We start from the raw sequence: 13,743 nt of genomic DNA, 5'->3' as shown, positions 1-13,743 counted from the left end.
GCTGTTTCTTTTTCCCCGGTCCGCTGCCTCAGCGCCTGCCCGGCCGCACGCGGCCTGCGGCAACGCCCCCGGCCAGCAAGGCCAGCGCAGCCACCGCCCAGAGCATCGCCACCTGACCCCAGGTCTGCGGCGCATGGCGCGGACTGGCCGTGAAGACCGGCTGCGCTGCAAAGTCCTTCGCGCCGAATGGACGGTCCTCGAACAGATAGGGATAGAAGAAAGTCCGCAGCCGCGCATGGAAGGCGGCAATGTCGTCCTGGTAGGCCAGCTGCGCCAGCAGGTCGGTGCCGGCCTGGCGGTGCAATGCGGCCTGCACGCCCACGCCGGGCAGCAGCCAGCCCAGGCGCCCGGTCCAGGCCTGGCGCGCCTGCAGGCCTTCCCGATAGGCGGCGAACTGGGGGGCGACGCTTTCATCACCGAGCTGCTGGAAGGCGTAGTACCACTTCCAGTGAAAGCCCGCAGGCAGCGGCGCGGTGTTGCGCCATTCGAGGTGGTTGCGGAAGAAGCGCTCCATGGTCTGCTCGCGCGGCAGGTCCCAGGCACCATGCACGGTCTGGCGCTGGGCCAGCATCAGCTCCACGCCCTGGCTCACGGGCACGGCGCGCGACAGCGCGGCATTGGCCAGCGTGGGCAGCACCAGGGTCAGCACGGCCCAGCAGCCCATGAGGGCCATGGCGTTGGCCACCGAACTGCCGCCCAGCGTGGCGACCACCAGGCACAGCCCGCTCCAGAAGGCCACATAGGCCGTGGCGCTCAGCAGCACGGAGGCGATGGCACCCGCCTGCGCACCGCTGGCCAATGCCCCTGCCAGGGCCGGCAGCGCCAGGCATGCCAGCAACAGCACCGAACGCAGGCCCGCACGGCGCAGCCACAGCCGGCGCCCGCTGCCGGGCATGGCCTGAAGCGTGCCCAGGCGTCCCGATTCGCGCTCGCCCGAGACCAGGTCGTAGAGCAGTGCAATCAGGAACAGCGGCGCCAGGTAGACCAGCACAAAGGCGAAGTCGAAGCGGCCCGCCAGCGCCAGTTCGGGGTTGAAGCTCTCGCCTTCATGCAGCTGCGCCTGCAGCGCCAGGGCACGCACGCGCAGCACATAGGGCGCGGCATCGCGCAGGCCCAGGGCGAGGAAGGCCGTGGACGACGGTGCATCCCAGGTGCTGTGAAAGCCGTAGTAGGCCACCGAGCCCGCATCGCCGGGCTGTGCATGCCGACCTGCCTGGGCCGCCATTTCCTGCTGCTGCATTTGGGCCAGACGGTCCAGGGTCTGGCGCTGCGACGAGATCTCGCGCAGGCCCGACAGCACTGCCAGCGTGGACAGCAACAGCAGCAGGGCCAGGGCGCACAGCGCCAGGCGCGAGCGCGTCAGAAGACGCCATTCATGTCGTAGCCAGCTCATCGCACCACCCTCCCCAGACGTTGCGTGGCCACCAGCAAGGCGGCCGCCAGCGCCGCCAGCCATCCCAGCAGCACGCAGGCTGCGGGTGCCGCGCGGCGCAAGGCCGCCAGCGGCGGATCGGGCTCGTGATGGAAGTCGGAGACGCCGCGCCAGTGCTCGTGGCTGATGCGGTTGTCTCGGCTGGAACGGTCACCCGCGTAGCTGAGCTTGTCCACCTGCAGCTGGTTGAGCGCCTGCACCATGCGGTAGCGATGCTGCTCGGCCTGCTCCAGAAAGCGCCGATAGCCTTGCAGGTCGGTGCCGGCCACGGCCATGGACAGGCGGCGCAGCGCAATCAAGGGGCTGACCAGGGCAAAGCCGTCGGCGCTGCGCAGTTGCCGGGCCTGCAGATCGAAGCTGGCCTCGGCATGGCGCCTGAAGAGCTCGCTGGTCAGCCGCTCGCCCTCCATGCCGACCAGGCCCTTGTAGTTGACGGGCAGATCCTCCACACGCGACACGCCGTACTGTGCAAGCACTTTGGCGCGAAAGGCGGCGAAGTAGGGATCGTCGGGATTGTGGCTGTCGCCCAGCGCCGCCAGCTCGCGCGCCGTGGCGATATCGGTCTCGAAGCGCGTGGGCAATGCCAGGGCCGCGCCCACCAGCTCCGGCGCCAGCCGGGGCACCAGCACCACGCCAATGGCCCAGGCGGCCAGCAGGGCCAGCAAGGCATCGCGCCCGCGCCGCATGAGGGCCGAGACCGCGGTGATGCCCACGGCCCACAGCAGCAGCCACAGCACATGGCCAGCCGCCAGCGCGGCCACCAGGCTGATGGGCACGGGCGTGGCCACCGCCATCCAGGCCAGGGCCAGCAAGGCGGGCAGCAGCACCAGGGCCGCCACGCCCGTGAGCGCCAGCAGCTTGCCGGCCACGAACTGCCGCATGCCCACGCCCTGGGCCAGCAGCACGCGCAAGGTGCCGGCCTCGCGCTCTCGCGCGATGCAGGCATGGCCCACGAAGATCAGCAGCAGCGGTGCCAGCACCTGCAGCACAAAGGCCGGCGTGAGCTGGCCGAAGCGCAGCAGCAGCGACGACTGGCGCACATCGCCGAAGTTGGCGCTGTTCTGGCGGTGGCCTTCGAGAAACAGCGTGTGGCCGGTGTAGGCGTCTATGCCCGCATCGAAGGCCGCCAGCGGATTGAGCGGGCGGAACACGAAATGGCCGTAGTGCACCATGCGGTGCGGATGGCGGTCGGGCTGGGCCTCGAACTCGTGGTCCACCTGCGACTGGTGGCGTTCGCGCTGGGCCTGGGCCGCGCTGCGCTGGTCCCAGGCGGTGAAGGCGGCAGTAGCACCGAGCAGCAGCCACAGCACCATGCCCAGCACGGCCACGCGGTCGCGCAGCAGCAGGCGCCATTCCTCGCGTGCAATGGTCCAGGCCGTGCTCATGCCGCGGCCCCCTGCACGCCTGCGCCTGCGCCTGCGCCTGCGTCTGCGTCTGCGTGTGCGTGTGCGTGTGCGTTTGCGTCTGCACTCGCACCCGTACCTGTACCCGCGTAGTGGCGGTGCAGTGCCCGCACGTCAAAGCGCTCTTCCCCACGGGCCGCCACCTCCTCCACCAGCCTGCCGCCCGCGATGAAGCCCATGCGGTCGGCCACATCGGCCGCCCCCAGCAGGTCGTGCGTGACCATGAGAATGGCCACGCCCTGGCCGCGCAGCTGCGTGATCAGCCGGCTGAATTCGGCCGTGGCCTGCGGGTCCAGGCCCGAAGTGGGTTCGTCCAGCAGCAGTGCCGGCACCTTGCGTGCCAGCGCCAGCGCAATGGCCACCTTCTGCCGCATGCCCTTGGAAAAGCCCGAGACGCGCCGGTCATGCGCGGCCGCATCCAGCCCTGCAGCGGACAAGGCCTGGCCGATGGCATCCCTGCTGGCGGGCTGGCCCGCCAGGTCCAGCAGATAGGCCACGTTCTCGCGCGCGCTCAGGTGCTCGTACAGCGCCACGTTCTCGGGGATATAGGCGATCAGGCCGCGCGCCTGCGCGGCAGCCGTCACCGGGTCCACGCCCTGCACGCGCACCTGGCCGCTGCGCGGCCGCACAAAGCCCAGGAACAGGCTCAGCGTGGTGGTCTTGCCCGCGCCGTTGGCGCCCAGCAGCGCATAGATCTCGCCGGCATGCACGGCCAGGTCCAGGCCCTGGAGGATGGTGCGCTCGCCATAGTCCACCACGGCGCCCAGTGCTTGGAGCACGGGCGAGGAGGCAGAAGTGGGGTTGGAAGAAACAGGAAGGGATGGATGCATGGCGGGGCTCAGAACTTGGCTTGAAGGCCTACGGTGACGGTGCGGGCGGTGCCCGGCGTCACCCACAGCCGGCTGTACGAGCTGGTGTAGTAGGTCTTGTCAAAGAGGTTGTCCACGTCCAGCGTCAGGCGCAGCGTGGGGCTGATGCGCCAGTAGGCCACCAGCTTGGCGGTGGTGTAGCCGGGCAGATCGAAGGCCGCCTTGCCAGCGTCGGCCTCGGCCTGCGTGCGGGCCTGGCCCAGGCGCTTGCCCACGCGGGTGACGCCGCCGCCAATGCCGTAGCGCTGGCCGTTGGAGAAGGCGTTTTCGTAGACCGCCAGCACGCTGCCGTTGACCTTGGGCACGTTGAGCAGGCGCCCGCCCACTTCCAGCGTGTTGTCGCGCGAGATCTCCACGTCGTTGAGCACCAGGCTCGCATTCAGGCGCCAACGCTGCGTGACCTGGCCGGCAAAGTCGAACTCCAGCCCCCGGCTGCGGATCTCGCCGGCCGAGACCGAGTAGCCGGCGTTGCCCGGGTCGGCCGTCAGCACGTTGCGCTTGCGGATGTCGAACAGCGCGGCCGTGGCGCCCATGCGCCGGTCGGCGCTTTCCCACTTGGCGCCCAGCTCCATGGAGCGGCCGGATTCGGGACTGAAGCCCGCGCCGGCCACATCGACGCCCACGTTGGGCCGGAACGAGCGGCCCACGTTGGCATAGAAGGTCCATTGCGGCAGCGGCAGCCAGCTCAGGCCCAGGCGCGGAGAGGTCGAGGTCGGGTCCTGCTGCGTGGTCGCGCCCGTGCGGCGGTTGTGCAGCGACTGGTCATAGCGGTCCATGCGCAGGCCGGCCACCACGCGCCACTGGGGAGAGAGCTTGATGGCGTCCTGCAGGTAGAAGGCCGTGTTGCGCTGGCGCTCGAAGGTATCGGTATTGGCCGTGGGCACGGGCTGCGTGCCTCCGTAGACGGGGTTGTAGATATTGATGGCATAGGGATTGGCCGCCGTGGGGTTGGCGCGCAGCATCACCGTATCCATGTCGAAGCGAAAGCTCTCCAGGCCCAGCAGCAGCTCGTGTTCGACGGTGCCCGTTTTCACCGTGCCCTGCAGCTCGGCCTGCACGGCGATATCGTCGGACTGGTAGTCGCGAAAACGCCGCTGGCGCGTCAGGTCGCCATTGGCCAGCAGCGCATGGGGTTCGGTGGAAAAGCCGTTGATCGAGGTCTCGCGGTAGGACAGGCCCAGGCGGCTGCGCCACTGCGCGCTCCACTCATGCGAGAGGATGAACTGGTGCGTGCGGTTTTCCACCGTCACATCGCCATCGCGCGGGTCGCCCAGGAAGCGGCTGCGCGAGATGGCGCCCAGGCGGTCGCCCACGGCCACCACGCCACGGTCCAGCGGCGTCTTGTGGCGCAGCAGCTCGCCCGAGTACTCCAGCACCGTATCGCGCCCCAGCTTCCAGGTGAAGGCCGGCGCAATCACCTGGCGGCTGGCGCCCACGAAGTCGCGGAAGCTGTCGCGGTCCTCCACGGCGATGTTGAGCCGGTAGGCAAAGTTCTCGCCAATCGGCCCCGTGCTGTCGAGCGCGCCGCGCCGCAGCCCGTAGCTGCCCGCATAGGCTTCCACGGAATGCGAAGGCGTCCACAGCGGACGCTTGGAGACGACGTTCAGCGTGCCGCCCGGCTCGCTGCTGCCGTAGAGCGCAGCGGCCGTGCCCTTGAGGAACTCGATGCGCTCCACGCCGGCCAGATCACGCGGCGCGTTGAAGCCGCGCCCCGAGGAAAAGCCGTTGAACAAGGTGGCCATGCCCACGTTCTGATCGCCGGGCAGGCCGCGAATGACGATGTTGTCCCACAGGCCGCCAAAGTTGTTCTGGCGCGAGACGCCGCCCACATAGTCCAGCACATCGTCGAGCTTGGTGGCTCCCAGGTCGTCCATGGCCTGGCGCGTGATCACGCGCACCGACTGCGGCAGCTCGCGCAGCGGCAGGTCGGTCTTGGCGCCTGCCGCCTCATCGGTGTGATAGGCGCCCGAGGCCGTGCGGCCCACGACTTCCACGGCAGGCAGCAGGGTCTGCTCCTGGGGCGACGGCGCTGACGGCACGGATGCCGCAGTTTGTTCCTGGCCCTGGGCCAGCACGGGCGTGGAGAAGAAAGCGGCAGCGCTCAGGGCAAGCGGCAGCGGGCGAAGGCCGGGGAGCGGCTTCGCGAGGATGGAGAAGGCAGTCATGATGAAAACGGGCACGGGCGCATGCCGCCGGCATCAGAAGCCGGCGCGCGCAAACACGGACATGCCGCCAGCACCAACGGGTGCTGGCGGCAGAGAAGGAGAAAAGTGCTTGCGGATTCAGCGCGGCGGGTCGCGCGATGCAAAGGCCCAGCGGTTCTGCGAGGGGATGGCGCCGCCCACGGTGCGCGGCGGCACCCTCTCAGGCGGCGCGGCCACGGCCAGCGGCAGGCCGAAGTGCGGCAGCCAAGCCGCCGCATGCGGTGCATGGCCCATGCACCAGACGCAGACGGCTTCCGCGGCTTCCGCCTTTTCACCGGCCGGCGCCTTGTCCTCGCAGCCGTTCAGGCCGGCAAACGCCTGGCCGGGCGCTGCCGCCGCCTGCCGGATATGCGTTGCGCCATGCAGGGGCATGCCAATGGCCGTGTTGAAGAACACGGCCAGCAATAGCAGGCGCAAAACAAGCAGACGCATAAGACGGCGATCTTACTATTGACAATTCAATATCGTTAACTATCCGCCGGCATTTTCAGCACGGGCCCCGGAGACAGCGCGGCAATATGGCACAGGCATGTGACAGCCGACTGGCGATTTCCCGCATTGTGCCTATTGATCTGCGGGCCCCACGCCCCGGAAGAACATGTCGCAGATCTGGTCCGCCACCTTCTCCAGCGAGCCCTTGCGGGGGTTGAACCAGGACTGTATGGAGTTGATGCTGCCCAGGATCATGATGCGCGCCAGGTGGATGTCGGCATCGGCCCGCAGGCGGCCTTCGGCGCGCAGGTCTTCGAGCAGGCCGCTCCAGAATTTCTGGTGGCGCTCGCGGCGCTTGATCTGGCGTTCGCGCACCTTGTCGGGCAACTGGCCCAGCAGGCGGCCGTGGGCCAGGGCGAAGTCCCCATGCTTGATCAGGCCCGCCATCTGGCCCAGCACGGCTGCGCGGAAACGCTGCTCGGCCGTGGCGTCGGCGCCCAGCGCGGCAAGGCGCTCCTGCTGCTGGCTGATGATGCGGTTGCCGCCCTGCTCCATGACCTCGTCCACCAGCTCCTCCTTGGAGGCGAAGTGGTAGTAGATGCTGGCGGCCTCGATCCCGGACTGCTCGGCAATGTTGCGCATGGTGGTGGCAGAGTAGCCCTGCTCACCGAAGGTGCGGGCGGCCAGCTTGAGAAGGGTCTCGCGGGTCTCGTTGCCGTCGTGGGCGCTGGTCTGCCTTCTTGCCATGTCTGCCAGGGTGTGGATCGTTGTAGTGCGGCGATGCTAACAGGCTGTTGGTGGCACGCCAATCAAGCGTTCGGTACGCGCCCGCTGCCTGGCGGGCATGGCCGGGCCGCGAAACTGCGCCTGAAGAATCAGCCCCAAAGGCATTCCCGGGACTGCAATGGCCTGGCAATCAACGGCTCATGAATTTACGCGATATCGGCGGAAGATATTTCAAACCACGGCCAGGAATTCAATCCTCGCAATACAAAAAATCTATCCAGCCAATCGACAAGACAAATGAAACAACGCGTGTTAATCGCAAGATTAAATAGCAGAATCGAATCACATGTAATTTATTTTATAAATCGATAAATAAAATCGATTGATGAAACAAAATCAACACCCGCAACCGGTTCTGAAATGGGAACTTGTACGATCACCTCGTCGCGGCTGCCCAGGAAAAGCATGCCAGCACGCCCTCTCCAGAGGAGGAAGCGCCAACCACAATGCTCTGCAAATGTAACAAAGACGCAACAGCTTTTGTAAAGTGGCGGTTATCAAGATGCTGCTGGATATAATGCGGATCGCCTCGGAATATGCCCAGGCATGAGAAGAAGCTGTCTACACCCCATAGAACGCTCACATCATCAGTATTTATACTTACGGTGATATCTTCATCCCCCACTGCACATGCACCAACCTTGACCATTGCGTAAAGAGTTCCGGGTCGTTGTTCTTGCTGCGCAGTTTTCGACAAATAGCCGCACTTAGAAATTCTTCTATCAAGATGACTACATACCAAGAGCTGATTGCCCAGAAAAAACTGCTCGACCAGCAAATCGACGAGGCCCGCAAGCTGGAGTCCAAAGCGGCTCTGGCATCGGTGCAGGAACTGGTCCGGGAGTTTGGCTTCACGGCACAGCAGGTCTTCCCCTGGAAGCCCGATGGCAAGAAGAGCGCCCCCGCCAAGTACCAGGACCCCGAGTCCGGCAAGACCTGGACCGGCCGCGGCAAGCCGCCGAACTGGATCCTGGGCAAGGACCGCACCCTGTTCGAAATCAAGTGAGTCCCTGCCGCGCGTGGGCCCGCCCGCACGGCGGCGCACATGCGCGGGCACATGCTCAGAGGTGCGTCATGCAGGCACCACCGCCGTGACCTCGATCTCCACCTTGGCCCGGTCTTCCACCAGATCCGCCACCTCCACCGCCGTCATGGCGGGGAAATGCCGCCCGATCAGTTCGCGGTAGTGCTTTCCAATGGCCGGATAGGCCGCCACGTATTCCTGCTTGTCGGTCACATACCAGGTCATGCGCACGATGTGCTCGGGCCTGGCGCCGCCTTCGGCGAGGATGGCGACGATATTGGCCAGCGCCTGCCGCACCTGTCCGGCAAAGTCGTCCGTCTCGAATTGCTGCTGGCCGTTCCAGCCAATCTGCCCGCCGACAAACACCAGCCGGGAGCCGACCGTCATTTCGGTGAGGATGCCATTGGCATAGCCTCGTGGCGCCAGCCAGTCCGGGGGTTGCAGAGTCTTCATTGCTTCATCCTGTTCTCGTTGAATCCGTAAAACCGTCCTGCGGCACCAGATAGGCCTGCAGGCGCTCGCGCAGATCGGCCGGCAGTGGCGTGGCCTTCATGCTGCGCAAATCCATGGTGACGATGGTCATGCGCGCAGACAGCCGTCGCTGGCCGTCCGGCCCCTCGAAACGCACATCGAACTGGAACGACGCCCCGCCGATGCGGCGCACCTCCAATACCTGGCGCAGCGTGTCGTGCCAGCGGCTGGGCGCCGTGAAATCGCATTGCACCGACACCGTGGGCGTGCCCACCTGGCGCTGTACATGCAGGGTGTGGAATGGCAGGCCCATTCCCCTGTCGAACCATTCCTCGACCAGGTCGTTGACCATTTCGAAATAGCGCGGGTAAAAGACGATGCCGGCCGGATCGCAATGGCGAAACAGCACCTGCACCTGGCTGACGAAGGCGGAGGCCATGGCGCGCGCTCACGGCATCTTGCGCAGCACGAAGCGCTGCAGCTTGCCGGTCTCGGTGCGCGGCAGGGCCGGCACGAAGACAATGGCGCGCGGGTACTTGTAGGGCGCAATGCTGGCCTTGACGAAGGCCTGCAGCGTGGCGGCCATATCGTCGCCGGCCGCAAAGCCGGGCTTGAGCACCACAAAGGCCTTGACCACCTGGCCGCGCTCGTCGTCGGGTGCGCCGATCACGCCGCATTCGGCCACGGCCTCGTGGCGCAGCAGTGCGTCCTCCACCTCGGGGCCGGCGATGTTGTAGCCGGCCGAGATGATCATGTCGTCATTGCGCGCCTGGTAGAACAGATAGCCGTCGGCGTCGCGCACAAAGGTGTCGCCGGGCAGGTTCCAGCCGTTTTGCACAAAGCGCTTCTGGCGCTCGTCGGCAAGATACCGGCAGCCGGTCGGTCCCTTGATGGCCAGGCGGCCGGGCGTGCCGTCGGGCACGGGCTGCATGTCGTCATCCACCACCTGGGCCACATAGCCGGGCACGACCTTGCCGATGGCGCCCGCACGCACCTCCTCGGGCGGGCTGGACACGAAGACGTGGATGAGCTCGGTGCCGCCGATGCCGTCGATCATCTCGATGCCCGTGGCCTGCTTCCACAGCTGGCGCGTGGCGTCGGGCAGGGCCTCGCCGGCCGAGACGCTTTTCCTGAGTGACGACAGGTCGAAGCGCACTGCCTGCGCCGCCATCTGCCGGTAGAAGGTGGGTGCGGTGAAGACGATGGTGGCGCGGAAATCCTGCACCAGCTGCAGCAGCCCTTCGGGCGTGAGCTTTTCGGCCAGCACGGTGCTGGCGCCCACGCGCAGCGGAAAGCACAGCAGCCCGCCCAGGCCAAAGGTGAAGGCCAGTGGCGGCGTGCCGCAGAAGATGTCGTCCGGGCCCGGCCGGATCACATGGCGCGGGAACAGGTCGCACATGGCCAGCACGTCGCGGTGGAAATGCATGCAGCCCTTGGGCGCGCCCGTGGTGCCGCTGGTGAAGGCGATCAGGCAGACATCGTCTGCCGCCGTGTCGCAGCAGTCGAAGGTGTCGGGCTTGGCTGCGGCCAGGGCGTCCAGCGCATCGGCTGCGCCATCGTTGAAATACAGCACGCGCGAAAGGTCCGGGCAATGGTGTTCATGGCCGGGCTGCAGGCACAGCTGCACCTCGTCCTTGAGGCGTACATCGCACAGCACGGCCTGCACCTGGGCCTTGGCGATGATCTGCTGCAGCTCCTTGGCACGCAGCAGCGGCATGGTGGGCACCGTCACCAGCCCGGCCTTGATGGCGGCCAGCCAGGACGCGGCCATCATGGCGTTGTTGGGGCCGCGCAGCAGCAGCCGGTTGCCGGGCACCAGTTGCAGGTCTTCCACCAGCACATGGGCGATGCGGTTGGTCAGCGCCTGCAGTTCGGCATAGGTCATGGCGGCCTGGTCCGCGCCCTGCCTCCAGCGCAGGGCAACGCGCCCGCCCTGGCCGCGTGCCACCATGGCATCGACCAGTTCGGCCGCGCAGTTCAGGCGTTCGGGATAGGCCACGTCCGGCCCGTCGAGCAGGAACTCGGGCCATTGGTCGGGCGGCGGCAGGTTGTCCCGGGCGAAAGTATCGATGTGGGCGGAGGCTTGCATGCGATGTTCCCTGGCTTTGCGTTGAATGGGCAGCCTGCCGCTCAGGCCTTGAGCAGCTCGCGCGCGATGATGAGTTTCTGCACCTCGGTCGCGCCCTCGTAGATGCGCAGCGCGCGGATTTCGCGGTACAGCGTCTCCACCGGCATGCCCGAGACCACGCCCGCCCCGCCGAACATCTGCAGCGCACGGTCGATCACGGCCTGGGCCGATTCAGTGGCCGTCATCTTGGCCATGGCCGCCTCGCGCGTGGTGCGCGTCTTCTTCACATCGCGCATCCAGGCGGCCCGGTAGGTCAGCAGGGCCGATGCGTCGATGGCCGTGTCCATGTCGCCCAGCGCGGCCTGGGTCAGCTGCAGGTCGCCCAGGGTCTGGCCGAACATGCGGCGTGACTTGGCGCGTGCCAGGCCTTCGTCCAGCGCGCGGCGCGCAAAGCCCAGTGCGGCGGCGGCCACCGAGGCGCGGAAGATGTCCAGCGTCATCATGGCCAGCTTGAAGCCCTGCCCCGGCTCGCCCAGGCGCTGCGACACGGGTATGCGGCAGTTGTCGAAACGGATGGTGGCCAGCGGGTGCGGCGCGATCAGCTCGATGCGCTCGCCAATGGAGAAGCCCGGCGTGACCGCATCGACCACGAAGGCGCTGATGCCGCGCGCCCCCGGCGCCTCGCCCGTGCGGGCGAACACGCAGTAGAAGTCGGCGATGCCGCCGTTGGAGATCCAGGTCTTGGCACCGTTGAGCACATAGTGGTCGCCTTCGAGCCGCGCCTCGCAGGCCATGGCGGCCACGTCGGAGCCCGCATCGGGCTCGGACAGCGCAAAGGCCGCAATGGCTTCGCCACGCGCCACGCGCGGCAGGTAGCGCTGGCGCAGCGCTTCCGACCCCATGAGCGATATCGCACCGCTGCCCAGCCCCTGCATGGCAAAGGCGAAGTCGGCCAGGCCTTCATGGCGGGCCAGGGTCTCGCGCAGGATGCAGACCGCGCGCGAGTCCACCTCGGGCAAGGCCCCGCCCCAGGCGCCGCCGGGGCCGGACGGCACGGCATAGCGCAGCCAGCCGGCCTGGCCCAGGGCCTTCACCAGTTGGCGGCAGGCTGCATCGGCATCGTGGTGGTCCACATCGCCCAGGGATTGGGCGCACCAGGCATCGGCCTCATGCGCCAGCGTGCGGTGGTCGTCATCGAAGAAAGGCCAGTCCAGCCAGGAGGAATCACGCATTTTCAGTTTCCTTCGAAGACGGGCTTTTGCTTGGCCACGAAGGCCTCGTAGGCGCGGTGGAAATCGCGCGTCTGCATGCAGATGGCCTGGGCCTCGGCTTCGGCCTCGATGGCCTCGTCCACACCCATGTTCCATTCCTGGTGCAGCAGCTTCTTGGTCACGCCATGGGCAAAGGTGGGGCCGGCGGCCAGCTGGGCGGCCAGCGCATGGGCGGCTTCGCCGATCTGCTCGGGGCTGTGCAATGCATTGAAGAAGCCCCAGGCAGCGCCCTCCTCGGCCGTCATGGCGCGGCCCGTGTACAGCAGCTCGGAGGCGCGGCCCTGGCCGATCATGCGCGGCAGCAGCGTGCAGGCGCCCATGTCGGCACCGGCCAGGCCTACGCGGGTGAAGAGAAACGCCGTGCGCGCCGCGGGCGTGCCCAGGCGCATGTCGGCCGCCAGCGCGACCATGGCGCCCGCGCCCGCGCAGATGCCGTCCACGGCCGCCACGATGGGCTGCGGGCAGGCGCGCATGGCCTTGATCAGGTCGCCCGTCATGCGCGTGAAGTCCAGCAGCTCGGGCATGCTCATCTTGGTGAGCGGGCCGATGATCTCGTGCACATCGCCGCCCGAGCAGAAATTGCCGCCCGCGCCCGTGACCACCACGGCCTTGATGTCGGTAGCATAGACCAGGGCGCGGAACAGGTCTCGCAGCTCGGCATAGGAGCCGAAGGTCAGCGGGTTCTTGCGCTCGGGCCGGTTCAGGGTGATGGTGCCGATCTTGCCGTCGGCCGATACCTGCCACACAAAGGTCCTGGCCTCGTAGCCGGCCAGGGGGCGCTTGTGGTGCTTCATGCTGTGTTCTTCGGGCTGGGTGCTCATGGTGTCTCCATCAAGAATTCAGAAAACGGGGGTGGACCGGGTTCAGCCGGTCATCACCTCGCCGCCATCGACGGCAATGGACTGGCCGTTGACCGAGGCGGACGCCGGCAGGGCCAGCCAGGCCACGGTCTCGGCCACTTCCTCGGGCTGGACCAGGCGGCCCTGCGGGTTGCGTTCGGCCAGCCTGGCGCGGGCCTCATCCGCAGTCATGCCGGTCTTGTCCACGATGTTGGCCACGGCGCCGCGCACGATGTCGGTCTCGGTGTAGCCGGGGCAGACGGCGTTCACCGTCACGCCCTTGCCTGCGGTCTCCAGCGCCAGCGAGCGCGTGAGGCCGATCACGCCATGCTTGGCCGCGCAATAGGCGCTGACATAGGCATAGCCGATCAGCCCTGCCGTGCTGGCCACATTGATGATGCGGCCCCAGCGCGCAGCCAGCATGCCCGGCAGCGCGGCCTGCATGCAGTGGAAGGTGCCTGTGAGGTTGACGGCCAGCATCGCCTGCCACAGTGCGGCATCGGTGCGCTCGAACTTCTGGCTGCTGGCCTGGCCTGCGTTGTTGACCAGCACCTGCACGGAGCCGAAGGCCGCCTCGGCCTGTGCGAAGGCCTGTCGCACCGAGGCCTCGTCGGCAATATCCGCCTGCACGGACTGCACCATCTGTGCTGCCGGTGCCGTGCCGCCCAGCTCGCGCACGGCAGCCTCCAGCGCAGTACCATCGCGTCCCAGCAGCGTGACCCGCGCGCCGCGCGCCAGCAGCGCCCGCGCGCAGGCCAGGCCTATGCCGCGCGCCCCGCCCGTCACCAGGGCATGGCGCCCTTCAAGAAGATTCAAAGATATGGTCATTTCAATCACCCGTGGCGATGCGAGCCACCCGCAACCTATGAAACCGGCGCGCCACACAGCGAGGGACGCCGAGGAAGGGCCGCCCCGCACCGACGGTGTCGTCCCCCTCCCGCGAA

13 protein-coding genes are annotated in these 13,743 nt (G+C 67.4%); 1 reads left to right on the top strand and 12 read right to left on the bottom strand.

Going from position 1 to position 13,743, the window contains the following annotated elements; all coding sequences use genetic code 11:
- Positions 1-28: 28 nt before the first annotated feature.
- The 6 genes from U6958_RS13550 to U6958_RS13525 all read right to left on the bottom strand — a co-directional run bounded on the left by U6958_RS13550 (position 29) and on the right by U6958_RS13525 (position 7,087).
- Positions 29-1,393 (bottom strand): DUF3526 domain-containing protein, encoded by a 1,365-nt coding sequence (locus U6958_RS13550; protein WP_074924100.1) that lies wholly within the window; start codon positions 1,391-1,393, stop codon positions 29-31.
- The gene (locus tag U6958_RS13545) at positions 1,390-2,817 is read right to left on the bottom strand and encodes a DUF3526 domain-containing protein (RefSeq protein ID WP_016454676.1); all 1,428 of its coding nucleotides are present in this window, start codon (positions 2,815-2,817) and stop codon (positions 1,390-1,392) included. Before U6958_RS13545 ends, U6958_RS13550 begins: the two co-directional genes overlap by 4 nt.
- Positions 2,814-3,665: an ABC transporter ATP-binding protein gene (locus tag U6958_RS13540; protein ID WP_074924103.1), complete on the bottom strand. Its 852-nt coding sequence runs from the start codon at positions 3,663-3,665 to the stop codon at positions 2,814-2,816. The genes U6958_RS13545 and U6958_RS13540 overlap by 4 nt, the downstream gene beginning before the upstream one ends.
- A gap of 8 nt (positions 3,666-3,673) precedes the next feature.
- The gene (locus U6958_RS13535; protein ID WP_043792450.1) at positions 3,674-5,869 is read right to left on the bottom strand and encodes a TonB-dependent siderophore receptor; all 2,196 of its coding nucleotides are present in this window, start codon (positions 5,867-5,869) and stop codon (positions 3,674-3,676) included.
- Between the two features lie 117 nt (positions 5,870-5,986).
- Entirely contained in the window at positions 5,987-6,340 is a 354-nt protein-coding gene (locus U6958_RS13530; protein WP_016450639.1) for a hypothetical protein, read from the bottom strand.
- Between the two features lie 132 nt (positions 6,341-6,472).
- On the bottom strand, positions 6,473-7,087 hold the full coding sequence (locus U6958_RS13525; RefSeq protein WP_016450638.1) for a TetR/AcrR family transcriptional regulator: 615 nt from the start codon (positions 7,085-7,087) through the stop codon (positions 6,473-6,475).
- A gap of 766 nt (positions 7,088-7,853) precedes the next feature.
- Here U6958_RS13525 and U6958_RS13520 point away from each other — a divergent pair.
- Positions 7,854-8,132 carry an H-NS family nucleoid-associated regulatory protein gene (locus U6958_RS13520; protein ID WP_016450637.1) on the top strand — a complete coding sequence of 93 codons (279 nt, stop codon included), beginning with the start codon at positions 7,854-7,856 and terminating at the stop codon, positions 8,130-8,132.
- 66 nt (positions 8,133-8,198) lie between these two features.
- On the opposite strand, the gene U6958_RS13515 is transcribed toward U6958_RS13520, so the two are convergent.
- Genes U6958_RS13515 through U6958_RS13490 form a run of 6 tightly spaced genes read right to left on the bottom strand, consistent with a single transcriptional unit; the run spans position 8,199 to position 13,627 of the window.
- The gene (locus U6958_RS13515; RefSeq protein WP_016450636.1) at positions 8,199-8,603 is read right to left on the bottom strand and encodes a RidA family protein; all 405 of its coding nucleotides are present in this window, start codon (positions 8,601-8,603) and stop codon (positions 8,199-8,201) included.
- A 4-nt stretch (positions 8,604-8,607) separates the two neighbouring features.
- Positions 8,608-9,060 (bottom strand): thioesterase family protein, encoded by a 453-nt coding sequence (locus tag U6958_RS13510; protein ID WP_016450635.1) that lies wholly within the window; start codon positions 9,058-9,060, stop codon positions 8,608-8,610.
- A 9-nt stretch (positions 9,061-9,069) separates the two neighbouring features.
- A complete protein-coding gene (locus U6958_RS13505; protein ID WP_074924106.1) occupies positions 9,070-10,710 on the bottom strand; it encodes an AMP-binding protein in 1,641 nt (546 codons plus the stop codon).
- 41 nt (positions 10,711-10,751) lie between these two features.
- Positions 10,752-11,921, bottom strand: coding sequence for an acyl-CoA dehydrogenase family protein (locus U6958_RS13500; RefSeq protein ID WP_074924108.1), 1,170 nt, complete (start codon positions 11,919-11,921; stop codon positions 10,752-10,754).
- Between the two features lie 2 nt (positions 11,922-11,923).
- Positions 11,924-12,781, bottom strand: a complete 858-nt coding sequence (locus U6958_RS13495; RefSeq protein ID WP_016450632.1) for an enoyl-CoA hydratase family protein — start codon at positions 12,779-12,781, stop codon at positions 11,924-11,926.
- 42 nt (positions 12,782-12,823) lie between these two features.
- Positions 12,824-13,627 (bottom strand): SDR family NAD(P)-dependent oxidoreductase, encoded by an 804-nt coding sequence (locus tag U6958_RS13490; protein ID WP_074924111.1) that lies wholly within the window; start codon positions 13,625-13,627, stop codon positions 12,824-12,826.
- Positions 13,628-13,743 lie beyond the last annotated feature (116 nt).

It is taken from the genome of Delftia lacustris (assembly GCF_040267515.1).
GTDB lineage: Bacteria > Pseudomonadota > Gammaproteobacteria > Burkholderiales > Burkholderiaceae_C > Comamonas > Comamonas tsuruhatensis.
Note: the sequence above shows the minus strand (reverse complement) of the source record. Positions and strands in the feature narration are given on the sequence as shown.